Source organism: Cognatiyoonia sp. (genome assembly GCF_965661665.1).
Classification (GTDB): Bacteria; Pseudomonadota; Alphaproteobacteria; order Rhodobacterales; family Rhodobacteraceae; genus Cognatiyoonia.
Window position 1 is genome coordinate 42,495 of the sequence record NZ_CBFIEO010000008.1, and the last position, 23,245, is coordinate 65,739.

General features: G+C 56.9%; 22 protein-coding genes, 1 tRNA gene and 3 pseudogenes. 18 read left to right on the forward strand and 8 right to left on the reverse strand.

The genetic code is table 11. The features are described 5' to 3' along the window. The first annotated feature begins 27 nt into the window (after nt 1-27). The 6 genes and pseudogenes from ACTF5F_RS06875 (at nt 28) to ACTF5F_RS06900 (ending at nt 4,641) form a co-directional block, all read left to right on the forward strand. Nucleotides 28-638: pseudogene (locus ACTF5F_RS06875) on the forward strand (holin-associated N-acetylmuramidase). A gap of 70 nt (nt 639-708) precedes the next feature. Next, on the forward strand, nt 709-987 hold the full coding sequence (locus ACTF5F_RS06880) for a 3TM-type holin (protein WP_438956140.1): 279 nt from the start codon (nt 709-711) through the stop codon (nt 985-987). 131 nt (nt 988-1,118) lie between these two features. Then, nucleotides 1,119-1,325: a pseudouridine synthase gene (locus ACTF5F_RS06885; RefSeq protein WP_438956141.1), complete on the forward strand. Its 207-nt coding sequence runs from the start codon at nt 1,119-1,121 to the stop codon at nt 1,323-1,325. 63 nt (nt 1,326-1,388) lie between these two features. Next, nucleotides 1,389-3,356, forward strand: a complete 1,968-nt coding sequence (locus ACTF5F_RS06890; protein WP_438956142.1) for a heme lyase CcmF/NrfE family subunit — start codon at nt 1,389-1,391, stop codon at nt 3,354-3,356. Then, nucleotides 3,353-3,796: a cytochrome c-type biogenesis protein gene (locus ACTF5F_RS06895; protein ID WP_438956143.1), complete on the forward strand. Its 444-nt coding sequence runs from the start codon at nt 3,353-3,355 to the stop codon at nt 3,794-3,796. The genes ACTF5F_RS06890 and ACTF5F_RS06895 overlap by 4 nt, the downstream gene beginning before the upstream one ends. A 71-nt stretch (nt 3,797-3,867) precedes the next feature. Continuing rightward, on the forward strand, nt 3,868-4,641 hold the full coding sequence (locus ACTF5F_RS06900; protein ID WP_438956144.1) for an enoyl-CoA hydratase-related protein: 774 nt from the start codon (nt 3,868-3,870) through the stop codon (nt 4,639-4,641). 53 nt (nt 4,642-4,694) lie between these two features. Here ACTF5F_RS06900 and ACTF5F_RS06905 read toward each other — a convergent pair whose 3' ends face one another. The 3 genes from ACTF5F_RS06905 to ACTF5F_RS06915 form a co-directional block, all read right to left on the reverse strand. After that, nucleotides 4,695-4,928, reverse strand: coding sequence for a DUF2087 domain-containing protein (locus tag ACTF5F_RS06905; protein ID WP_438956218.1), 234 nt, complete (start codon nt 4,926-4,928; stop codon nt 4,695-4,697). Between the two features lie 463 nt (nt 4,929-5,391). After that, complete coding sequence (gene xth / locus ACTF5F_RS06910) at nt 5,392-6,171, reverse strand: exodeoxyribonuclease III (protein WP_438956145.1); 780 nt, start codon at nt 6,169-6,171, stop codon at nt 5,392-5,394. A gap of 120 nt (nt 6,172-6,291) precedes the next feature. Next, nucleotides 6,292-6,618, reverse strand: a complete 327-nt coding sequence (locus ACTF5F_RS06915) for a HesB/IscA family protein (RefSeq protein ID WP_438956146.1) — start codon at nt 6,616-6,618, stop codon at nt 6,292-6,294. A gap of 71 nt (nt 6,619-6,689) precedes the next feature. On the opposite strand from ACTF5F_RS06915, the gene ACTF5F_RS06920 reads away from it, so the two are divergent. From ACTF5F_RS06920 to scpB, 7 genes and pseudogenes are all read left to right on the forward strand, one after another. Beyond that, entirely contained in the window at nt 6,690-7,862 is a 1,173-nt protein-coding gene (locus tag ACTF5F_RS06920) for a deoxyguanosinetriphosphate triphosphohydrolase (protein WP_438956147.1), read from the forward strand. Continuing rightward, a pseudogene (locus ACTF5F_RS06925) lies at nt 7,852-9,532 on the forward strand (cation:proton antiporter). The gene ACTF5F_RS06920 and the pseudogene ACTF5F_RS06925 overlap by 11 nt, the downstream one beginning before the upstream one ends. An 83-nt stretch (nt 9,533-9,615) precedes the next feature. Further along, nucleotides 9,616-11,358 carry an arginine--tRNA ligase gene (gene argS, locus ACTF5F_RS06930; RefSeq protein WP_438956148.1) on the forward strand — a complete coding sequence of 581 codons (1,743 nt, stop codon included), beginning with the start codon at nt 9,616-9,618 and terminating at the stop codon, nt 11,356-11,358. Between the two features lie 66 nt (nt 11,359-11,424). Beyond that, a complete protein-coding gene (locus tag ACTF5F_RS06935; RefSeq protein WP_438956149.1) occupies nt 11,425-12,396 on the forward strand; it encodes an SPOR domain-containing protein in 972 nt (323 codons plus the stop codon). Beyond that, entirely contained in the window at nt 12,397-13,386 is a 990-nt protein-coding gene (locus ACTF5F_RS06940) for a glycoside hydrolase family 3 N-terminal domain-containing protein (protein ID WP_438956150.1), read from the forward strand. Between the two features lie 13 nt (nt 13,387-13,399). Further along, the gene (locus ACTF5F_RS06945; protein WP_438956151.1) at nt 13,400-14,191 is read left to right on the forward strand and encodes a segregation and condensation protein A; all 792 of its coding nucleotides are present in this window, start codon (nt 13,400-13,402) and stop codon (nt 14,189-14,191) included. After that, the gene (scpB, locus tag ACTF5F_RS06950; protein WP_438956152.1) at nt 14,184-14,837 is read left to right on the forward strand and encodes an SMC-Scp complex subunit ScpB; all 654 of its coding nucleotides are present in this window, start codon (nt 14,184-14,186) and stop codon (nt 14,835-14,837) included. Before ACTF5F_RS06945 ends, scpB begins: the two co-directional genes overlap by 8 nt. 59 nt (nt 14,838-14,896) lie before the next feature. Here scpB and ACTF5F_RS06955 read toward each other — a convergent pair whose 3' ends face one another. From ACTF5F_RS06955 to ACTF5F_RS06975, 5 genes and pseudogenes are all read right to left on the reverse strand, one after another. After that, nucleotides 14,897-15,175 carry a VPLPA-CTERM sorting domain-containing protein gene (locus ACTF5F_RS06955; RefSeq protein WP_438956219.1) on the reverse strand — a complete coding sequence of 93 codons (279 nt, stop codon included), beginning with the start codon at nt 15,173-15,175 and terminating at the stop codon, nt 14,897-14,899. A gap of 222 nt (nt 15,176-15,397) precedes the next feature. Next, the gene (locus tag ACTF5F_RS06960) at nt 15,398-16,489 is read right to left on the reverse strand and encodes a 2'-deoxycytidine 5'-triphosphate deaminase (protein WP_438956153.1); all 1,092 of its coding nucleotides are present in this window, start codon (nt 16,487-16,489) and stop codon (nt 15,398-15,400) included. A gap of 67 nt (nt 16,490-16,556) precedes the next feature. Then, nucleotides 16,557-16,633, reverse strand: a tRNA-Pro gene (locus tag ACTF5F_RS06965). A 73-nt stretch (nt 16,634-16,706) separates the two neighbouring features. Continuing rightward, the gene (gene bmt / locus ACTF5F_RS06970; protein WP_438956154.1) at nt 16,707-17,723 is read right to left on the reverse strand and encodes a betaine--homocysteine S-methyltransferase; all 1,017 of its coding nucleotides are present in this window, start codon (nt 17,721-17,723) and stop codon (nt 16,707-16,709) included. A 107-nt stretch (nt 17,724-17,830) separates the two neighbouring features. Continuing rightward, nucleotides 17,831-18,097 (reverse strand): annotated as a pseudogene (locus tag ACTF5F_RS06975) (DUF1476 domain-containing protein); the annotation flags it as partial. A 139-nt stretch (nt 18,098-18,236) separates the two neighbouring features. On the opposite strand from ACTF5F_RS06975, the gene purC reads away from it, so the two are divergent. Genes purC through ACTF5F_RS07000 form a run of 5 tightly spaced genes read left to right on the forward strand, consistent with a single transcriptional unit; the run spans nt 18,237 to nt 23,058 of the window. After that, nucleotides 18,237-18,998 carry a phosphoribosylaminoimidazolesuccinocarboxamide synthase gene (purC, locus tag ACTF5F_RS06980; protein ID WP_438956220.1) on the forward strand — a complete coding sequence of 254 codons (762 nt, stop codon included), beginning with the start codon at nt 18,237-18,239 and terminating at the stop codon, nt 18,996-18,998. A gap of 14 nt (nt 18,999-19,012) precedes the next feature. Further along, entirely contained in the window at nt 19,013-19,243 is a 231-nt protein-coding gene (purS, locus tag ACTF5F_RS06985) for a phosphoribosylformylglycinamidine synthase subunit PurS (protein WP_438956155.1), read from the forward strand. Beyond that, nucleotides 19,243-19,911 carry a phosphoribosylformylglycinamidine synthase subunit PurQ gene (purQ, locus tag ACTF5F_RS06990; RefSeq protein ID WP_438956156.1) on the forward strand — a complete coding sequence of 223 codons (669 nt, stop codon included), beginning with the start codon at nt 19,243-19,245 and terminating at the stop codon, nt 19,909-19,911. The genes purS and purQ overlap by 1 nt, the downstream gene beginning before the upstream one ends. 44 nt (nt 19,912-19,955) lie before the next feature. Then, nucleotides 19,956-21,710, forward strand: coding sequence for a sensor histidine kinase (locus tag ACTF5F_RS06995; RefSeq protein ID WP_438956157.1), 1,755 nt, complete (start codon nt 19,956-19,958; stop codon nt 21,708-21,710). Nucleotides 21,711-21,720: 10 nt separating this feature from the next. Further along, nucleotides 21,721-23,058: a sigma-54-dependent transcriptional regulator gene (locus tag ACTF5F_RS07000; RefSeq protein ID WP_438956158.1), complete on the forward strand. Its 1,338-nt coding sequence runs from the start codon at nt 21,721-21,723 to the stop codon at nt 23,056-23,058. Nucleotides 23,059-23,245: the final 187 nt, after the last annotated feature.

The window sequence follows — 23,245 nt, forward strand, 5'->3', positions numbered from 1 at the left end:
GGTCCATTCCTTTGGTGGAGTTGGACCATGCAAGACGTGCGCGTGATCGCGGAAGACGTCGTACGCCGGGAAGGCGGATACGTGAATAATCCCGACGATCCGGGCGGGGCAACCAATCATGGCGTGACCATTCACACGATGCGGCGGTTAGGGCTTGATCAGGACGGGGATGGCAGCGTGACTTCTGCTGACGTGCGGATCCTGCCGCGCGAAGAGGCGACCGACATCTTTGTCGACCACTACTTTCACGGGCCAAGTATTGCGGCCTTGCCGGAAGTGTTACATGCCTCTGTTTTTGACATGTACGTCAATGTGGAGAGCAATACCGTGAAAATTTTGTAGCGTTTTTTCAATCAGATGCGGATCGATATGACAGCTGATGAGGTGATCGGTCCACTGACTATCGCTGCGGCAAAGCAAGCCATCGGCGCGGCGCCAGCGTATTTGGCTGACGCTTACGGGATCGCGCGGCGCAACTACTACTACGCTCTCGCAGATCGGCGCCCCGCGTCCCGCAAATACGCGCGGCGGTGCGATGGCGGCAAGGGGGATGGATCACGCGGGCGGAGGAGGTCATCGCGCCAAAATACCATCTGACGGACGCACAACATAGGGAACGGGTGGCGAAATGGGTTTGATTGGGTATTTGATGTCTTTGCTTTCAGGGACGGGCGGAACACCGTAGCTAAAACAGCGGAGGTTTTCCGCGTGAACGCCGAACGCGCGGACGCCCGTACAACCGGGTTGACCGAAGTGACGTTGAAGCAATTCGCAGCAGAATTTGCACATCAGCGCCGCGGTCTATTTGACCGGTTCGTGGGCGGGTTGAACCGTTTGCCGCGTCCTATGCTGGCGTTTGGCACAATTGCGCTCTTTGTTGCGGCGATGTATGACCCAGATGGCTTTGCGGATCGGACGTCTAGCGTCGTTTTGGTTCCTAAGCCGCTTTGGTGGCTGATTGGCGCGATTGTCAGCTTCTATTTTTGATGCGCGGCATCAGGCCGAAGGACAGGAATTTCAACGCCCTATCGTGCAAACTTTTGCCGTTTAGAAAATACTGAGTGCACGTTCAGACAGCTAAGACGACAACTCAGCTTTGTCCGATTGGTGGGACCAGAATGGAGCGTGAATGGACACAACAAGTTGAACAAAGCTTGGCCGTGCTAGAAACGGGCAAAGCGGTGGATGAAGTACATCGGGCGAATGTCACTGCACGTCTGTCAACCATAGAGGATACGCTGAAATGGTTGGTGCGGCTTGTACTTGGTGGGCTAATTTTGTCGGGCCTGACATACGCACTTAGCGGGAGCTTCGCCCTGACATAAGGTCGCGCCAAATATTCAGAAATTGGCATACCCTCCCGCATTGGGTTGCGCTATACATCAGCTATGTTGATCGAACTCGCGCATTTCTCCCTAGTCTTGGCCTTTGGCATTGGTGTCGTTCAGATGATCGTGCCGTTGGTGGGAGCACAAAAAAACTGGCGCAATTGGATGGCTTTGGCCGAACCAGCGGCGACGGCGCAGGTAGTCCTTGTCGGCTTTTCGTTTCTGGCGCTGACGTGGGCGTTTGTTACCTCTGACTTCTCCGTCCGATTGGTGTTTGCCAATTCGCATACGGACAAGCCGCTGATCTACAAGATCAGCGGTGTCTGGGGGAATCATGAGGGATCGTTGCTGCTTTGGGTGCTGATCCTAGTGATCTTTGGCGCTTGTGCCGCGTGGTTTGGCGATGGCCTGTCGGAGCGGTTGCGGGCGCGGGTTTTGGCGGTGCAATCCTCTGTCGCTGTGGCGTTCTATGCCTTTATTCTTTTCACTTCGAACCCGTTTGAGCGGTTGGCTTTGGCGCCCTTGAATGGGCGCGATTTGAACCCGCTGTTGCAGGATCCGGGCCTCGCCTTTCATCCACCTTTTCTCTACCTTGGCTACGTCGGGTTGAGCATGACCTACTCCTTTGCTGTCGCGGCACTAATCGAAGGGAAGGTGGATGCGGCTTGGGGCAGGTGGATGCGGCCTTGGACTTTGGCTGCATGGATGTTCCTGACGGTGGGCATCGCGCTTGGCTCTTGGTGGGCCTATTATGAGCTCGGCTGGGGTGGGTTCTGGTTCTGGGATCCAGTTGAAAATGCGAGCTTCATGCCTTGGCTGATCGCAGCTGCATTGCTGCATTCGGCCATCGTCGTTGAAAAGCGGGAAGCTTTGAAAAGCTGGACAATCCTATTGGCGATCCTTGCCTTTGGGTTTTCACTTTTAGGCACCTTTATCGTGCGATCCGGCGTTCTGACGTCTGTGCATGCCTTCGCGAATGATCCCGAACGGGGCGTTTATATCCTTGCGATCATGGTAATCTTCACCGGCGGCGCTCTGGCGCTTTATGCGTGGCGCGCGGCGGCTTTGCAGTCTTCGGGTGTCTTCTCTGTCGTCAGCCGCGAAAGTGCGCTTGTCCTCAACAACCTTCTACTTGCGGTCAGCACGTTTGTCGTTTTCATCGGCACCATCTGGCCGCTTGTATCAGAAATGGCGTTCGGACGGGTTTTGTCGGTTGGGCCGCCCTTCTTCAACGCCGCCTTTACGCCGTTCATGTTGGCTTTGGCTGTTGCGCTGCCGCTTGGTTCGATCCTCGCGTGGAAACGTGGATCTTTGGGCCGGTCGTCGAAAATCCTCGCTGGGTGGGTGGCTCTGGCCGTTGGGATTGGAGCATTGTGTTACGCCGTGCAAAGCGGTCGATCTGCGTTGGGCCCATTGGGCATTGCCTTGGGCGTTTGGGTTGTTGGAGGGGCGATTGCAGATTTGATGCAACGAACTGGACGGGGCGATTGGGCTGCGCGGCTTGCGCGCTTGCGGCGCTTGCCGCGGGCCGACTGGGGCAAGGCAACCGCGCACTTCGGGATTGGGATCACCTTCATCGGGATTGCTGCGATGATGGCCTATGAGGTTGAGGATATCCGCGCCGTTGAGCTGGGCGAAAGTTATAGCGTTGGCGCATATGAGGTGACGCTTCTTGATGTGCGGCAGGAACGGGGACCGAACTATCTAACCTCACTGGCGGAGCTTCAATTCCAGCGCAGCGGTCAATCCTTTGTTCTGACGCCTGAGAAACGCTTCTACCCCGTAGCTCAGATGCCAACGACGGAGGCAGACATTCAGAATGGCTTTCTGCGCGATGTCTATGCTGTGATCGGTGATCCACAAGAAGGCGGTGGGTTTGCCGTGCGTGTGTACGTAAAACCCTTTGCAAACTGGGTTTGGGGTGGCGCGATCCTGATGTCCTTGGGTGGACTGATTTCCTTGACCGATCGCCGCCTGCGCGTGGCTGCCGGTGCGCGGAAACATGCAAAGGCTGTGCCTGCGGAATGAAACGACTAGCGCTCATTTTTACCCTTCTGGCCGCGCCAGCCTGGGCGGTTGATCCGTCTGAGATGCTGGATGATCCAGTGTTGGAGGAGCGGGCGCGCGAAATCTCACAACTTGTCAGATGCCCTGTCTGTTCCAACGAAAGCATTGATGAATCGAACGCGCCGGTTTCGGAGGAGCTTCGGCTGATCATTCGTGAGCGTTTGGTTGCGGGCGACACAAACGAGGAAATCCTGACCTATCTCTCGGCGCGGTTCGGGGAGTTTGTTCTACTCAATCCGTCCCGCGACGGTGCAAACCTCCTCTTGTGGTTGGCGGCACCCGCAATGTTGCTCTTGGGCGGCGCGGTGGCTATTGCGGCCACCCGGCGGAAGGGCTCGCACGTAGAAGAGGGGCTTACCCCCGAAGAACAAGCGGAGCTCGACAAGATTTTGCGCTCGTGACGTCCGGTAGGGGTTTTCTAAACCGTACGGTTCACTAGATTGGGCGACAGGATCAGTAAGAGGGCTCCCCGATGCAGTATGAAGCGATTTCCTATGTAAACCGGGCTGAGGTGGGCGTGATTACGCTCAACCGTGCAGAGGTTATGAACGCGATCAACACGCAAATGCGGGCAGAGTTGACCCATGCTGTGCTTCAGGCGGAAAAGGATGCGCGCGTTCTGGTCATTACGGGACGGGGTAAGGCGTTCTGTTCCGGTCAGGACCTTGGCGGTCGTGATCTGGCGCATCTGGATGTGGAGCGGACGCTGCGCGACGAATACGCGCCGATGCTGAAAGCCATCTTTGATTGCAAAATCCCAACGATCAGCGCGGTCAACGGACCAGCGGCAGGCGCAGGTGCGAATCTTGCATTGGCTGCGGACGTGGTGATTGCGAGCGAGGATGCGTACTTCGTTCAAGCCTTCACGCGCATTGGCCTCATTCCAGATGCGGGCGGTACATGGTTCCTGCCGCGCCAAATTGGAATGGCGCGCGCAATGGGGGCTACCCTCTTTGCGGATCAGATCAGTGCCAAGCAGGCGGTTGAATGGGGCATGATCTATGAATCTGTGCCGCAGGAGGGGTTCGCTGAGCATTGGCAGCAACGCGCGGCGCAATTGGCGAACGGCCCGACCCAGACCTACAAGCATGTGAAAGCTGCGATCAAATCATCCTTTGACAATGACATTGATCAGCAGTTGGCCCTTGAAGGGAAGCTCCAAGGGAAATGCGGGAAGACCCGCGACTTCAAAGAGGGCGTGGTCGCCTTCCTTGAAAAGAGACCAGCCGTTTTCGAAGGCCGTTAAAGCAGCGCACCGAACGCAGGCCGTGTGCCTGCGTTGTCTGGGTTCACCCTGGCCTACAAAACACGCTCTGACAGCGCGCGGATCACAGTGCGGGCTTCGGATGTTGGGCTTTGTTCAATGCGCCGATAGGTGCGCCCATCTCGCGTGCGCGTGACAAGCCCATGATCGATCAAAGAATGACGGATCAACACGTGATCGCCGAACCTTTCCGCGTTTTGTACGATCTCGTTGACCTGCGTTTCGATCAGATCTGTTTTCGCGGGTAGAAGGTTCCAAAACCACGCGATGCAGAGCGCCTAAACAGACGTTTTCTTGGGCCAACGCTGCATCGTCCCGTCTGCGTCAAACACACGAAGCGCATCTTCAATCCGCTTGTCTGCGTCTTTTGACGGTGCGGGGGACGGCGTAACCTCAGCCTTCAGATGTTGGTGATTGTGATAGCCTGCCGATTTCGCAATCAGGGTCAGAACCTGCGTGTGGCTTGGTGGATCAGTGGCCTAGCTTTTGCGTAAGGTTTGCGCAAAAGCCGACACGTCCTCGTTCACGAAGGGAAGTGGAGACCTCGTCCTGTATCTCTCCAATAGGACGCATGGAATGGTTCGAGAGCTGCCATTGTCGACCGAAGCGTCATTGGCTGACGGTCTGAACGTGGCGTAACGGGTTTAGTGTGGCCCACGTGGGCTGGCAGCGTCTAGGTGTCCCGTCGACCTGCTCGCGTTTTATCGTCTGTCGATGATATCTGGCAACCGCCTAGGCGGCAAGGTCGACCCAAACTGGCACGTGGTCGGATGGCTTTTCGCGGCCGCGCACCTCCGCCTCGATCCAACAGGTGTTGAGCAGATCGGCGCATTGCGGCGTCAGGAGGAAATGGTCGATGCGGATGCCGTCATTGCGCTCCCACGCGCCCGCCTGATAATCCCAGAAGGAATAATGCCCTTCACCGTGGGTTTTGGTGCGGAAGGCTTCGGTGAAGCCGAGGTTCAGGATACGGCGGTAGCTTTCGCGGCTTTCCAGCCGAAAGAGTGCGTCTTCGGTCCAAGCCTCTGATCGTTTCGCGTCTTCCGCTTGCGGGATGATGTTGTAGTCCCCGCACATAATCGCGGGCATTTCATCGGTGAGCAGGGCCTCAGCGCGGGCTTTCAGCCGTTCCATCCATGCAATTTTGTAGTCGTACTTGGGACCAGGCGCAGGGTTGCCGTTGGGCAGATAGAGACCGCAGATGCGAACAGCGATTTCACCGATTGCAATCGCCTCAATCCAGCGGGCTTGTTCATCGCTGTCATCACCGGGCAAGCCGTGTGTCACGTCTTCCAACGGGAGTTTTGAAAAGATCGCGACGCCATTGAAACCTTTTTGACCGTGGGTTTCGACGGTATAGCCCATGTCCTCGAAATGTTCGCGCGGGAAGGCTTCATCGACGGATTTAATTTCTTGCAACACCGCGACATCAGGTTTGCTTTCTGCCAGCCATTGGGTGAGGGCACCCATGCGGGCTTTGACACCATTGATGTTGAACGTCGCGATTTTCATTTGCGCCCCTCCGTTGTGTTGGTTGTGACGGATTGAGCGGTGAAGCTCAAGCGATGTTAGGCGCGGAACGGAGCTCTTTGTCAGTGCGACGACGCTGCCCAGAAAGGACCATGGACGTCATTACATCGAAAAGCTGGTTCCGCAACCGCAGGAGCTTGTAGCATTGGGGTTATTTATGACGAACCGTGCGCCGATGAGTTCTTCGCTGAAATCGATCACGGCGTCTGTCAGGAATGGCAACGATACGTCGTCGATCACGACCTTCTCGCCAGCGCCTTCTAGCACCAGATCCCCATCTTTGATGTCATCGAGTTCAATCTCATACTGAAAGCCGGAGCAGCCGCCACCTTCTACAGCCACACGCAGGGCTTTGCCTTGATCGGCGGCGCCAATCTCGGCCAGGCGTTCAAACGCGCGGTCGGTCACTTTCGGGGGCAGGGTCAGCATTTCTGGGCCTATCGGTCTGATCTTGCTTCAGATATAAGGACGACAGGCAAAGACGACAAGACAGGGAAGGCATGGTAGCCCCATATGCAACCGACCCCGGGCAGGTCCGGGGGCGGCTTTATCCAGAAGAGGAATCCCTCTTTCGATCCCCATTTCAGCGGGATCGCGACCGGATTATTCATGCCAGTGCGTTTCGGCGGCTGAAGCATAAGACGCAAGTGTTCATTGAACATGAGGGTGATTATTTTCGCACCCGTCTGACTCATTCGATCGAAGTGGCGCAAGTGGCGCGGACCGTGGCCGCAGCGTTGGAGTTAAATGTCGAATTGACGGAATCGGTGGCGCTTGCGCATGACCTTGGCCATACCCCGTTTGGCCATACGGGAGAGGACGCCCTGGACCGTCTGATGCAGCCCTACGGCGGGTTCGATCACAACGCGCAGGCGCTTAGGATCGTGACATCGCTAGAGCGGCACTATGCCGAATGGGACGGATTGAACCTGACGTGGGAGACGCTTGAAGGGATCGCCAAGCACAATGGCCCTGTCACGGGCGATATTCCTTATACGCTCGCGCTCTACAATGAGCGACACGATTTAGAACTCCACACCCACGCCAGTGCAGAAGCGCAAGCAGCCGCCTTGGCCGATGACATCGCCTATAACAACCATGACCTTCACGATGGATTGCGCGCGGAACTGTTCAGCACGGATGAATTGGTGGAACTGCCCGTTTTGCATGATTGCTTTGCGGAGGTGGATCGAAAATATCTGGGATTGAACTATTACCGCCGCAGGCACGAAGCCTTGCGACGGTTCTTTGGCATTCTGGTGGAGGATGTGATCGTCGTTAGCCGCCGCAATCTGGCGGAGCTGGCCCCTGCATCGGTCCATGATGTCCGCCACGCGGGGCGTATGATGGTCCAATTCACGCCCTCGCTGTGGGAAGACCTGAAGGTGATCCGCAACTTTCTCTTCACCCGCATGTATCGCGCTCCTGTGGTCATCGAAATGCGCGAAGCCGTGACGCATATGATCGACGAGCTTTTTCCGTTCTTCATGGAGAACCCAAGTGAATTGCCAAAGCAATGGCGCAAAGATGTGGCCTGTGCGGGGAACCAAACCGCATTGGCGCGCATTGTGTCAGACTATATTGCAGGAATGACGGATCGCTTTGCGATCCAAGAACACAAGAGGTTGATTGGCGGCACGCCAGTTCCACCAGGGGTAACAGATGGCACTTGAGACGGCATCAGAAGTGATGGCTCCGGTTATGGCATTCGCACTTGTCGGCGCTTTGGGCGTTGGATCACAGTGGTTGGCCTTCCGTTTGAGGATGCCCGCCATTGTTTTGATGCTGTTGGCAGGGATCCTCATAGTATCCGTGGCAGGTGTGTTTGACCCAGAACGGGACATTGGACCTCTGATGGGGCCGACGATCTCCATCGCGGTGGCTATTATTTTGTTTGAAGGCGGGCTGACGCTCAACTTCCATTCGCTTCGAGACGCTGTGACTGGGGTCAAACGATTGGTCGTCGTAGGTGCGCCGCTGGGGTGGCTCACATCGACTTTGGCATTGCATTATGCTGCTGGCTTGAGCTGGGAAGTCTCCGCCATCTTTGGTGGGATTATGATTATCACTGGGCTCACTGTGATCGCGCCGTTGTTACGCACTGCACGCCTGTAGAAACGGCCCGCTGCATTGCTGCAATGGGAAGCCATCGTCAACGATCCTATTGGGGCTTTGGCGGCGGTTCTGGCGATTGAAGTCGTGCTTGTGCTAAACACGGCGAAAACGATGGGTGAGGCGGTCACGACGCTTTTGATTGGGATTGTGGTGACGACGGCTCTGGGTCTGTTCGGTGGCTATGGCCTTGCGCGGCCTTTCAAAGACGGCTGGGTGCCGGAGTTTATAAAAGTACCAGTTCTATTTTCCGCGTTTCTGGCCGTGTTCGCGCTGTCGGACACCGTCTTGCACGAAAGCGGCCTCTTGGCGGTGACGATCATGGGGATCGTGATCGCAAACAGCAACTTGCCGAGCTACGTGGAACTATTGCGCTTTAAAGAGCGCGCAACCATCTTGCTAGTCTCAGGCGTCTTTATCCTGCTCGCCGCGTTCACAGGACCGCGTGGGGTGGTTTTGGTCGCAGTTGCTGGCCTTTTGGGGGGAGCGTTTGGCGCAGCTTGGGTTGCCTGATGCGGGGCTCATCGCGCCACTGGCCTTCGTCTTGGAGGCATTTATTGTGGTCCTCCACGGGTTCACCTTGGCACCGCTTGCGCGGGCGCTTGGGCTCACCGGCGCAGACACGCCTGGTGTCATCTTGGTGGGCGTCGCGCCTTGGACCACCGCTTTGGCCGAAACGCTTCGGTAGGCCGAAGTGCCTGTGCTAATGACGAACCCCAACTTTGGGAACCTTCGCAACGCGCGGACAGCGGGGATAGAGACCTTTTCCGGTGACATCCTTTCAGAAGCGGCGGAGCAGCGCCTGGAGTTGGTCAGCTACGCAACCTTGGTCGCCGCGACTTCCATCGACGCTTACGACACGCTTGTGGCAAATGACCTCGCGCCGGAGTTTGGGCGGGATGACGTCTATCAAGTCACGCGGGCAAAGTCTGATAGCGCGCGGCACAACTTACCGACGACTTTGGGTAGCAAGAGCGTCGGTCCTGACCTGACCCATCGACGTTTGAATGATTTGATGCGGGCGGGCTGGACGTTCCGGATCACCCGCCTGACGGAAGAGTTCACAGCATAGGATTGGCGGGCAGGGAGCTCTGAGGCCCATTTTTTTGCGCGGGTCGACCCGAAAGGCATCATCCGCTTCATCAGCAGTGATGACGAGATCAAAGGTGCCCCCGATGTGAAGGTGATCGCATTGCGGCCACCCGAAGCTGAGACGGCGAAGGCTTCCTGACCAGCGTCGATCTCATTGGGTGATGTTGACCAACGGTGGCAAGCTGTTAGTAGGGGCGTCATTCAAGCAGATGGAAACGACCCATGAACCTTTTTGCTGATCTTCGCGCGACCGTGATTGCTGCCATTGATGTAATGGTGGCGGATGGCGCTTTGCCCGAAGGCTTGAACACGGCGGCCGTGACGGTGGAGCCGCCGCGCGACCCGCTTCATGGGGATATGGCGACGAATGCGGCGATGGTGCTGGCAAAACCCGCCAAGATGAACCCGCGCCAAATTGCCGAAGGCTTAGCGGCAAAACTGGCCGACGATCCTGCTGTGACAACTGCGGATGTCGCTGGCCCCGGCTTTATCAACCTGCGGCTTACGACCGGTGAATGGCACAAGGTGATTGCGGCCGCGCTCGGGCAAGACGGCTATGGTCAGTCTGACATGGGCGCAGGTCAGAAAATGATGGTCGAATACGTCTCCGCCAATCCGACGGGTCCACTGCATGTGGGCCACACGCGGGGCGCTGTCTTTGGTGACGCTTTGGCAAGCTTGCTCGACTATGCGGGCTTTGACGTCATGCGGGAGTATTACATCAACGACGGCGGCGCGCAGGTCGATGTCTTGGCGAGGTCAGTTTACTTGCGGTATCTCGAAGCACACGGGCAAGAGGTTGCGTTTGAGGATGGCACCTATCCGGGTGACTACCTGATCCCAGTTGGGCAGGCCTTGAAAGACAAGGTTGGCGACAAATTTGTCGACAAGGGAGAGAAGTTCTGGCTCGAAGAAATTCGGGACTACGCGACCGAGGCGATGATGGACCTTATCCGTGATGATCTGGCCCAGCTTGGCATCAAGATGGATGTGTTTTTCTCCGAAAAGTCGCTCTACGGCACGGGGCGGATCGAAGATGCGATCCAGTCGCTCAAGGACAAGGGCTTGATTTATGAGGGCGTGCTGGAGCCGCCAAAGGGCAAAGTGCCTGAGGATTGGGAGCCGCGGGAGCAGACGCTCTTCAAATCCACCGAGTATGGCGACGATGTAGATCGGCCAGTTCAGAAGTCAGACGGCGCTTGGACCTATTTCGCGCCCGACATTGCGTATCACTATGATAAGGTTCAGCGTGGCTTTGACCAGTTAATCGACGTCTTTGGTGCGGACCACGGCGGCTATGTCAAACGGATGAAGGCGGCGGTTGCGGCTTTGTCGGATGAGAAAGTGCCGCTCGATATCAAGCTGACGCAGTTGGTGAAGCTCTATAAGAACGGGGAACCGCTAAAGATGTCCAAACGGGCAGGGACGTTCATCACCCTGCGCGATGTGGTGGAGCAGGTGGGCCCAGACGTGACCCGCTTCAACATGCTGACGCGGAAGAACGACGCGCCGCTCGATTTCGATTTCGACAAGGTGACGGAGCAGTCGAAGGACAACCCCGTTTTCTATGTTCAATACGGCCATGCACGGGTCAATTCCAGTCTGCGGAAGGCGGCCGACGAAGGGTTCGATGTCAGCAATGAGGCGCTTAAGGCTGCTGATCTGACCTTGATCACGCATGAGGCCGACATCGCTTTGGCCAAAAAATTGAGCGAATGGCCTCGGCTGATCGAGATTGCTGCCAAAGGGCATGAACCGCACCGCATCGCCTTCTACCTTTATGATTTGGCCTCCGAATTCCACGGGCTTTGGAACAAAGGCAAAGACGATCCGTCGCTGCGGTTCGTGCAAACGGGTGACATTGCCACAACACAAGCGAAAATCGCGCTGATCCGTGCCGTACAGCTTGTTATTGCATCCGGCTTGGGTATTTTGGGTGTAACTCCAGCGAAAGAGATGCGCTAACGCACAGACCGCTGGTCGAGCAAATCCCAAAGAGGTCCAAAAGGGCCCAAGCGGAATGAGGCAAAGATGGCGGTTTATGACAACGGGGCGCAGCCCTTTTCCCGAAGCGCAGGAACTTTCGTAAATTTTGCAGCAGCGACGTGTTCGCTCGCGCTGATGGTTGGCGTGGGTATCTGGAGCTATGAGCTGATCAAACGGGACGTGTCCGGCATTCCGGTGGTGCGAGCCGTCGAAGGTGACATGCGCGTGGCCCCCGAGAACCCTGGCGGTGAGATCGCAGATCATGCTGGCCTGTCGGTCAATGATGTGGCTGCAGAGGGTACGGCTGGAGAGTTCGAAGACACTCTATTGCTGGCCCCACGAACGCAAGACCTTGCCGCCGAAGATCTGACAGCTGAACCGGAAACGGAGCTTGAAGCCACGTCGGTGTCTTTAACGGGCGAAGTTGCACCGCATACGCGCTCCTCCATGACAGCCGATGCAGTCTTGGCCTTGGCGGACCGCATCGCAACTGGCGCCGCACCTTTGACGGAGTTGGAAGATGGCACTGCTGTTGAGCCGGTTCTGGCGATCGATGGTGAGGCTGTCGAGGAAGAGCTGGTCTTGATCGCAGCGACGGTGCCTGGTGTGTCGACATCCCTGCGCCCGTTTGTGCGCCCTGCATCTTTGCGCATTACGGCCGCCGCTGTCGATGTTGATGAGGCGGTGGCAGCAGCATTGGCATCCGCCACCGCGAACTTCGGCCCGAACAATGCAGAGGTTTCCGTGATGTCGGCGGACCTGCCTGTTGGAACGAATTTGGCGCAGCTTGGTGCCTTCCCGACACCGCAAGCCGCGGCAGAGGTTTGGGCATCGCTCGAGGGGGAATTCGGCGATTATCTGGTGAGCAAGGAGCGGGTGATCCAACTGGCCACCCGTGGCGATGCGAGCTTCTATCGTCTGCGGGCGATGGGCTTTACCGATCTGACAGATGCGCGCCGGTTCTGTGCTGCGCTTGAGGCGGGTAAAGCGGAATGTATCCCCGTCGTGGTGCGGTAAGTGCCGCACGGCGCGACAATCCTTGCGCCATTGGGGCTGTCCCTCAGCGACACCGAAGCACAGTTCTTTCGAGAGGCTGATCCTTGGGGCTTTATCCTTTTTGCGCGGAATGTTGAGACGCCAGATCAGCTTCGTGCGTTGACGGATGCTTTGCGCACGGAAGTCGGTCGTCACGCCCCGATTTTTGTCGATCAAGAGGGTGGGCGCGTGCAACGGATGCGTGCTCCGCACTGGCGGGAGTATCTGCCAGCCTTGGATCAGATGCAGCGCGCATCAGACCCGATCCGCGCCCAGTGGCTGCGCAATCGCCTGATCGCTGCGGAGCTGATGGCGGTCGGAATCGACGGGAATTGCGCGCCCTTGGCCGACGTGCTTGAGCCTGAAACGCACGCTGTTCTGGCGAACCGGTTGTACGGCGCAAGCGTTGAGGCAGTAGTCGATGCCGCGCGGACCTGTGCGGAGGCATTTTGCGCGGGCGGCGTGCTTCCGGTCCTGAAACATCTGCCGGGGTACGGACGTGCGTATGTGGACAGTCATGTCGATGTACCGCGCGTCAGTGCGTCGATTGCCGAGCTTTGGGAACGCGACTTCCGTGCCTTCGTTGACCTCAATGATTTGCCGATAGGGATGACAGCGCATGTGATCTACGAGGCGATTGACCCAGACCAACCCGCAACATTGTCAGCCAAAATGATTGACCTGATACGTCGGGAGATTGGCTTCGACGGTTTGTTGATGACGGATGATATCTCGATGGGTGCTTTGTCTGGATCGCTTTCAGACCGAACGACAAGCGCAATCACCGCAGGCTGTGACATCGTCTTGCACTGCAACGGCGTGTTGTCTGAGATGCAGGATGTGGTTGCCGCAGCAGGTACCTTAATCGCCGACAGCATGCGCCGCGCAGATCAGGCTTTGACCACACGACAGCCCGCTTCGCCGATTGACATTTCGACCTGTGCGGCGGAACTTGAGGCGCTGCTGGCATAAGGGCCAATCCGAGATGGGCGAAGAGTTTTCCGAAGACGTGGTAAGCGTCGCCGACCGCGTTGCGGCGGAGGCTCTGATAGTGGATGTCGGGGCGTTTGAAGGGCCGCTCGATCTGCTGTTGACGTTAAGCCGGACCCAAAAGGTCGATCTGCGTCAAATCTCCATCCTCGCATTGGCCGAACAGTACTTGGCCTTTGTCGAACGTGCCAAAGCGCTGCGGTTGGAATTGGCGGCAGACTACCTGGTGATGGCTGCTTGGCTGGCATTCCTGAAATCGCGTTTGCTGCTGCCGCCCGATCCGGCGGAGGAGGGACCGTCAGGCGAAGAACTTGCCGCGCATCTGGCGTTTCAGTTAGAGCGGTTGGAGGCAATGCGCAAGGTTGCTGCGCAGTTGATGGCGCGGGATCAGTTGGGGCGCGATTTCTTTGCACGCGGGATTACCGAAGATGTGCAGCGCACCCGCCGCGTGACCTATACCGCGACGCTGATGGACCTGATGCAAGGCTATGCGCGGATCAGGACCAAGGATGAATTCCGCCCCTTCGTTATGGACCGTGAAGAGGTCATGACGATGGAAGAGGCTTTGGGCCGTCTGCGCAAGGTCATTGGATTTGCGGGAGAGTGGACGGATTTGACAAGCTATTTGCCCGAGGGCTGGAACAAGAGCCCGATGATGCGCCGCACCGTGACCGCGTCGACTTTTGCAGCAACGCTGGAACTGGCGAAAGAGGGTAAGCTCGAACTGCGCCAAGGCGGCACGTTCGAGCCGATTGAGATACGAAAAAAGGACCCTGGGGATGTCTGAAGAGACGCAAGAAGAAAGCCTGTTCGAAGCGCCACCGATGGCGGAGCAAGAGCGCATGGTCGAAGCGATACTCTTTGCGACGGCGGAGCCTGTGTCGATCAAGGAACTGACAGGCCGGATGCCGCACGGGTGTGAACCATCGGAGGCGTTGCAGCATTTGCGTAAGCGCTACGAAGGGCGTGGTGTGCAACTGGTCAAGACTGGCGATGCTTGGGCGTTCCGCACGGCAGGCGATCTTGGGTTCTTGATGCAGAAAGAAACAGTGGAGGTGCGCAAGCTTTCCCGTGCGGCGATCGAGACTTTGGCCATCGTGGCCTACCACCAGCCCGTGACACGGGCAGAGATTGAGGAAATCCGTGGCGTGAGCGTCAGCCGAGGCACCATCGACCAGCTCATCGAATTGGAGTGGATCCGTTTTGGCCGCCGTCGCATGACACCGGGTCGACCAGTCACGTTTGTGGTGACGCAAGACTTCCTGGACCACTTCGGGCTTGAGAACGCGCGCGACTTGCCCGGATTGAAAGAGCTCCGGTCCGCCGGCCTTTTAGAGAGCCGACCGCCGCCTGGTGTGGAAGCGGAAGAAGACGCGGACGAAGATGACGACACGCCCGATATGTTTGTCCCATCTCCGGAAGAGGAAAGCTAGTTTCTAAGAAATGAAAGGAGGCCCCTAAGGGCCTTTGTTCGTTAGTGCTGGAGCCTCGCTTAACTTTGCCGACGTTTGACCGCGGCTAAGCTACCGAATGCCGCTAGCATAAGCCAACCGGCCGTAGGCAAGGGTACTGGCGCGACGTCAGCTGTCCAGAATGAGATGTGGGACACATTTGGCCGGCTACCGCCGTTGCTCAGGATACCTAAAGTTGACCAACTTCCACTGACAGCCCCGCCGACGTCGTCAAATGCGAAGGAATTCGCAGCGTAGACAGTAATATAATCGATGCCGACTTGTGCAACGGTCGCCCACGTGCCGCTATTGCCGCCCATACCGGTTAAATTAAAAAGTCCCGAATCATCAGCAGACTTGCCGTAAAACTCGACATCGATGGCTCCACTGGTCACGGCCAAAAGCGCAGCTTCGACTGCTGCTTCAGGATCACCCCCATCAGAATTCGAGTACACGCTATCGCCGCCGCCTGGGTAAGCATCCCCAGTGCCGGATATACATCCATCTCTGATGAACCCGTCAAAGAAAGCAGAGAATTGGGTCTAGTCGCGAGAGGCGTTTGTTCGAAAATGCTTCGACAGCTTCAGCCCCTGTCCTTGATAATTAGATTTAATCTCACGGCCATAAAGCGCGTCCGGCATTGCAGCCATGTGCTCATATACCAGGCGTCCGACAATCTGACCGTGCTCCAAGACGAAGGGTGCTTCGTGGCAGCGGACCTCTAGCACACCGCGGGATCCGGCACCGCCTGCCTCCGCATATCCAAAGCCTGGATCAAAAAAGCCAGCGTAATGCACGCGGAACTCGCCGACCATGGCGAGGTAGGGGGCCATTTCGGCGGCTTGCATCGGCGGGATCACAATCGCTTCGCGGCTGACGAGTATGTAGAATGCACCGGGGTCGAGGATGATCCAACCTTGGTCGGTGTGAACCTCTTCCCAATACTCGGCAGGGTCATAATGATCAAGATTGCGCAGGTCGATGACACCCGTGTGCGGCTTGGCGCGGTAGCCGACGAGCGTGCCGTCTTTCGGCTTCAGGTCGACAGAAAAGCCAAGGCCATCGGAAATGACCGCATCCGTGTCCACAATGGGTGTTTTGGCATGTAGTGCCCGCAGAGCGTCATCATCCATGAAGGTGCAGCCTTGGCGGAAAATGATTTGGTTCAGCATCTGGCCTGGGGTTGCGACAACGCTGAAGGAGCGTGGGCAAATCTCCACATAAAGTGGGCCGTCGTAGCCGTCAGGGACGCGGTCAAATTCCTCGCCTTTGTCGGTGATGATGCGGGTCAGCAAATCAAGCCGCCCGATGGACGATTTCGCGCTCGCCGCGGCCGTCATGCCTTTGGGCAGCGACAATCGCTCCATCAGCGGCACAACGTAAACGCAACCCTTCTCCAGCACGGCACCGCCTTCCAGCTCCACCGCGTGCATCTGAAAATCGGCAAGACGCTCCCCAACTGTGCGGTTGGGGCCTGCGAGGAAGGACGCGCGGACGCGGTAGGCGACGTCGCCAAGGCGGAGGTCGAGCGAGGCGGGCTGTATTTGACCGTCGGTGATGTCTTGGCTGGCGGCAATACCGCCCGAAGCGATCAAATCGCGGATCTGATGATCGGCCAAAACGCCATTGGTCATAGGTCTTCCCCCAAGTGCGGCTTAGCAAAACGCCCGCCGCGTTTTTCACGCAAGCGGGCGATGTTGCTGGTCGGGCTAGCAGGACTTGAACCTGCGACCTTCCGTCCCCCAGACGGACGCGCTACCAGGCTGCGCCATAGCCCGACGTGACGATGTGTTTATCGAATTTGACCGCTGGGGCAAGCGGGAAATAGGGGCAGGCGGTGCGGGCCAGGGACTACCCGCGCCGCCGCCCACGCCGGGCAGGGCGAGCCGGCGCGTTTCCATCAGTTCCATCGGATTCAGATGAGAAGCCGCCAAGGGCCGATGAAATCTGTTCGAGTGTCGGTGTGTCACCGCATGGGCGCGTCTCCAACGCCTCGCGCATTTTGCGCAAATGTTCCGGCGTTGTGCCGCAGCACCCACCGATGATTGTTGCCCCTGAGTCGCGGGCCAGAACGGCATAGTCACCCATCAGTTCCGGCGTTCCGTCATAGTGGATGTGACCGTCGTGGTATTTTGGGATGCCCGCATTGCCCTTGGCAATGATAGGGGTGGTGGTGCCCGCTTCTTTGAAGCCGCGCACGGTTCGGAGCAGGTCAGATGCGCCGACACCGCAATTGGCACCAAAGGCCACTGGCGCATTGGTTATCTTTCCAACTTGCTTGGTCAGGTCTTTGGAGGTCAGGCCCATCATGGTACGTCCGGCGGTGTCAAAGCTCATCGTGCCGCACCACGGCATATCGGCAAGGGCAAAGGCCTCTGCCGCTGCCTTGAATTCTTCGATTGCGCTGATCGTCTCGACCCAAAGCACGTCCGCGCTGCCGGCTTTCAAACCTTCGGCTTGCTCATGAAACATTTCCACCGCGATTTCATGGGTGAGGGAGCCCATAGGCGCCATGATGTTGCCCGTTGGGCCGACGGAGCCTGCGACGATAACAGGGCGACCGGCTTTATCTGCAATCTCCCGACCAATCTCGGCCCCGGCTTTGTTCAACTCATGAACGCGCTTTTCGCCGTTGTGGAGTTTGAGGCGGGAGGCGTTGCCGCCGAATGTGTTTGTCAAAAACAAATCGCTGCCCGCGTCGACAGACCCTTTGTAGAGCGCATGGATGCGATCGGGGTGGTCCACGTTCCAGAACTCTGGCGCATCACCCGATTCCAGCCCCATGTTGAATAGGTTCGTGCCCGTGGCCCCGTCAGCGAGGAGCCAGTCACGAAGAGCTAGTAGTTTGGAAAGCGGGTTGTCTGTCATGTCTCGGCCTATCTGGGAGGATCAACCGATGATATGCGCTGACTACTTTATAGGCGCAAACTCATAATTATCATGAAGGTTATGAGGTCTATTCATACTCAGAACTACTACGTTTCGTACAGAAATTGCCCTTTCGCGAGCGCAAGAAGCTCATTCATCTTGGCGCGCACCTCTTCCTCGCTGGCGCGGCCGCCCAAATCATCCACGAATTTGGGCAGAACGTCCGCATTACCAGGTTCGGCGAAGTCAGCTTTGATCACCTCTTTCGCGTAATCGGAGATTTTGGAGCCGGTTTGGTCAGGCAGTTCAGCCGCCCAATGGCCAGGCAATTTGTTCCGAGGGGCTTCGGCCTTGAACATCATTTCCTCGTCATGGTCGAATTTGGCGCGATCCTTTCATTTAAGTGCCGTTATAATTTATATGGAAACGCTTGTGCTTGCCCGCAACGGATGGGTGTCGTATGAGGCGCTCAAAGTCGTGTCGCTGCTGATACGCATGGGGAAAGAGACGGGTATGGCACGTCGTAAGATGATCTACGAAGGCAAGGCAAAAATCCTTTATGAAGGGCCTGAGCCGGGGACATTTGTTCAATATTTTAAGGACGATGCGACCGCGTATAATGCTGAGAAGAAAGCCGTCATCGAAGGCAAAGGCGTGTTGAACAATCGCCTGTCCGAGTTTTTCATGATTGGTCTGCAAGGGATCGGCATTCCGACCCATTTCATCAAGCGCTTGAACATGCGGGAGCAATTGATCCGTCAGGTCGATATTGTGCCGCTTGAAGTGATCGTGCGAAATGTCGCTGCGGGCTCTATGGCCAAGCGGATGGGCATGGAAGAGGGGGCGGCACTGCCGCGTCCCATCGTAGAGTTTTCCTACAAAGACGACAGCCTTGGCGATCCTTTGGTGCCAGAGGAGTACGTCATCGCATTCGGTTGGGCCTCTCAACAGGATTTGGACGACATCGTCAGCATGGCGTTACGCGTGAATGATTACATGTCAGGCCTGATGCACGGCGTTGGTATCAAGCTCATCGACTTCAAGCTGGAGTTTGGCCGCCTTTGGGATGGCGATTTTCAGCGATTGGTTCTGGCGGATGAAATCAGCCCAGACAGCTGCCGTTTGTGGGACGTTGAAACCGGCCAAAGGCTTGATAAGGATGTGTTCCGCAAGGATTTGGGGAGCCTGTCTGACGCCTACACTGAAGTTGCCCGTCGCTTGGGTGTCCTGCCCAGCAACGTCACCCATTCGCCCAAGCCAACTCTGATTAACTGAAAGGTTTCAATGCTATGAAAGCCAAAGTTCACGTCATGCTGAAAAATGGTGTTTTGGACCCTCAGGGTGAGGCGGTTAAGCACGCGCTTGGGTCTTTGGGCTTTGACGGGGTCGAAGGTGTACGGCAAGGAAAGGTGATCGAGCTTGATCTTTCTGATGACACATCTGAGGCGACAATCAACGAGATGTGCGAGAAATTGCTCGCCAACACGGTGATCGAAAGCTACCGCGTGGAACTCGTCTGATGAAGGCGGCGGTCCTCGTTTTTCCAGGATCAAATTGCGATCGTGATATGGCTGTGGCGCTACGTGATGCAGGCGCAGAAGTGCACATGGTCTGGCATAAGGACGCAGATTTGCCCAGCGGCCTTGATCTTGTCGCTGTTCCGGGTGGGTTTTCATTTGGAGATTATTTGCGGTGTGGGGCCATCGCGGCGCAGTCGCCAATTTGCAAAGCCTTGGTCGCGCATGTGAACCGTGGCGGATACGCACTCGGCGTGTGCAACGGCTTTCAGGTGTTGACCGAAACGCGCTTGCTCCCCGGGGCATTGATGCGGAACGCGAACCTCAAGTTCATCTGTAAAACCGTTGATTTGAAAGTACAAACGTCGCAGTCGGCTTTTACCGATGGCTATAACGCCGGCGACGTGATTGGCGTTCCGATTGCGCATCACGATGGTAATTATACCGCTGATGCAGAGACGCTTTCTGTTTTGAAAGGCGAAGATCGGATTGCCTTCACCTACGAAGACAATCCAAACGGATCCGTCGATAACGTCGCCGGTGTTCTTTCGGAGAACCGCCGAGTGTTGGGCATGATGCCGCATCCAGAGCGGGCGATTGATATGGGCCACGGTGGAACGCATGGCAAAGCTATGTTCCGCAGCCTGTTGGGGCATTTCGCCGACGCTTAATTGGCTGACTTGCGGGCCTTGGTGGCGCGTCGTATTTTGTCACTATGGACGGTGCTTCCAAACCAACAATTTCTGGACGCTTTAGCGGTTGGCGTTTGCGTGTCGTGGTTCTGGCGATCATTGCAATTGCGATCCTCGTTATATCCGGCTCAAACCGGCTTTTGACGGAGCGGTTTACCGAAAGCACCCGCAACCGAGCCGAAGTGCGTCTGACGTTCTATGTCGCCAGTTTGATGGCTGAGCTTCAGCGAAACTCCATCGTGCCGCAGTTACTTTCGCGTGACCCCGAATTGATTTCTGCTCTGGAAAGCAAAAACTACTCCCTCTCAACCGCGCGCCTTTTATCGTTTGTCGATGAAATTGGTGCGGCCTCTTTGATCTTGATGGATGAGGACGGGCGTACGGTTGCGGCAACTGATAGAAACCGATTGGGCGAAAACAATCGGCAGGTGCCCTATTTTGTCGAAGCGATCCGCTCAAACACCACAACATTTACAACCTCACCGGTGGAGGGTGGCGGCTTCACCTTCGTCTATGCCCGCAAAATGGTGTCGGGAGGTGACACACTGGGTGTCATCGCCGTTCAAGTTGATATTTCCAAATTGGAACGGAATTGGTCTGGGGTGTCTGATGCGGTGTTCGTCACTGACAGTGAAGGCACCATCATTATGGCCTCGGAACCACGTTGGCGGGGTCTGGTGGAGGAAGACGCTTTTGCCGCGCAGTCGGTGCCCAACGCGCTTGAACGCGCATGGCGTCTCACACAAGGGTGGGGTGGTCGTCCGGCTGATGCCTATTTGGGCGGTCAAGCTGTGCTCCGACGGGATGTGCGCGTCCCATTCCAAGGCTGGCGCATGGCCAGTTTCACGGCCTATTCGTCTGTTCGGGACCGCGTGAATACGATTCTGGCGTTGGAGATTATGGGATTTGCCGTGCTCCTCGCCTTTGTCTTTTGGGTCGCCTCGCGGAAGTCAGCGTCGCGTGTGCTGCTGTTTCAACGGGAATCAGCAGATTTGCGCCAACTGAACCAGCGCCTCCAGCGGGAAATTGCCGAGCGGGAAAAGGCGGAAAAGAACCTCGAAGTGGCTGAACAGACGATTGCGCAGTCATCGAAATTGGCCGCGCTTGGTGAGATGTCAGCGGCGGTCAGTCATGAACTCAATCAGCCACTTGCCGCGATGAAAACCTATCTTGCGGGAGCGCGCCTTTTGCTGACGCGGAAGCGGTCGGAGGAGGCTTTGTCGTCCTTCCAGCGGATCGATGATTTGATTGAAAGGATGGGCGCGATCACACGGCAGTTGAAGTCCTATGCGCGGAAGGGCTCAGAGGCGTTTGAGCCTGTCGATACGAGGGATGCGGTATCAGCAGCGCTTGGAATGATGGAGCCGCAGTTGAAGGTGCGAAACGTTGATATCACGCTCAACATGCCTGAAACACCAGCGATAATTTTAGGGGACCGGTTGCGGTTGGAACAGGTCATTATCAACCTCTTGCGGAACGCTCTTGATGCAACCAAATCATCGGACGAACCCGCGATTGAGGTTCTCTTGTCCGTTGGGGACACGGTGACGCTCACCGTGCGTGACAACGGGGAAGGTATTGAGGATTTGGATGAGTTGTTTGAGCCGTTTTACACCACAAAGCAGCCCGGTGATGGGGTTGGCCTTGGGCTTGCCATCTCCTCCGGTATCGTCAACGACTTGGGGGGGCGCTTGACCGCACGCAATGGGGCAGCGGGTGGCGCGGTTTTTGAGGTGCGTCTGCCAGCGATGGCTGTCGAAACCGCAGCAGCAGAATAGGAGCCGAGAGATGGGCAAGGCTATGAAAATTGCGATTGTGGATGATGAACGCGATATGCGTCAGTCGATCAGCCAGTGGTTATCACTGTCTGGCTTCGAGACGGAGACGTTCGCCTCGGCCGAAGACGCGCTGAAGGGCGTCGGCAATGACTTCCCCGGAATTGTGGTCAGCGACATCAAGATGCCCGGCATGGACGGGATGCAGTTTCTGAAGCGCCTGAAGGGCGTTGATAGCCAACTTCCGGTGATCATGATCACTGGTCATGGCGATGTGCCGATGGCGGTTGAGGCAATGCGTGTAGGCGCTTTTGACTTCCTTGAGAAGCCGTTCAACCCCGACCGCATGACGGAGCTTGCCAAGAAGGCCACAATCGCTCGGCGTCTGACGCTGGACAACCGTGCGCTGCGCAAGGAGTTATCGGATGGCAGTGCGCTGATCAAGAAGCTGATCGGGCAGTCGCCGCCGATGGAGCGGTTGAAGGAGGATATTCTTGATCTCGGTCAGGCAGATGGACATGTATTGATCGATGGCGAGACGGGCACAGGTAAAACGCTTGTTGCCCATGCGCTGCATGCAGTGGGAGCGCGCGCGTCTAAGCAATTCACGCTGGTCAGTTGTTCAGCCTTTGAGGAGGAAACCCTCGGTCGCCGTCTATTCGGTCCGGTAGAAGAGGGCGAGCCGCAACCCGCTTTGGAAGAGGCGCGTGGTGAGACATTAGTGCTGGAAGACATTGAAGCGTTGAGCGACAAGCTGCAAGCGCGGCTTTTGACCGCGATCAACGATCAAGGATCACCAGCAGAGACGCGCATCGTGGCGATCTGTAACCTGCAAGAGCAGGACAAGACTTGTGAGGATGTGTTGCGTCCAGACCTCTTCTATCGCCTAGCGGCGCTCAAGATCACAGTGCCGCCCTTGCGCCAGCGCGGTGAAGACATCCTGACGCTCTTCACGCGGCTGAGTGAGCAATTTGCGGACGAATATGGCTGTGATGCGCCGGAAGTGTCCGCACAAGAAGCCGCCCAGCTTTTGCAAGCGCCGTGGCCCGGCAATGTGCGTCAGCTGATCAATGTAGCCGAACGAGCGGTATTGCAGAACCGTCGGGGTACGGGCTCTATCGCGTCGCTTTTGATAGCCGATACTGAAGAAACGAAGCCTGCCATCACGACTGAGGGTAAACCGCTCAAAGAGTTTGTAGAAGCCTTCGAACGCATGCTCATCGACAACACCATGCGCCGTCACAAGGGCTCGATTGTTTCCGTCATGGACGAATTGTGCCTGCCGCGCCGGACCTTGAACGAGAAGATGGCGAAGTATGGATTGCAGCGGGCTGGTTATCTGGACGGCTGACCAAATGGGAACCCTTTGAATTGTCTGGAGTTTCGCTTTGCACAGGCAATTTGCGGTACTTTCCGATTGTAAATTCTATGTGACCTCCCTTATGTAGGGGGAACGGGCATGTCGCGTGATGGATCGCGATGGCCCCGATGAGATTCTCTGTTTTGGACACGTGGCAATGACCTCGAAGAGCCAACAC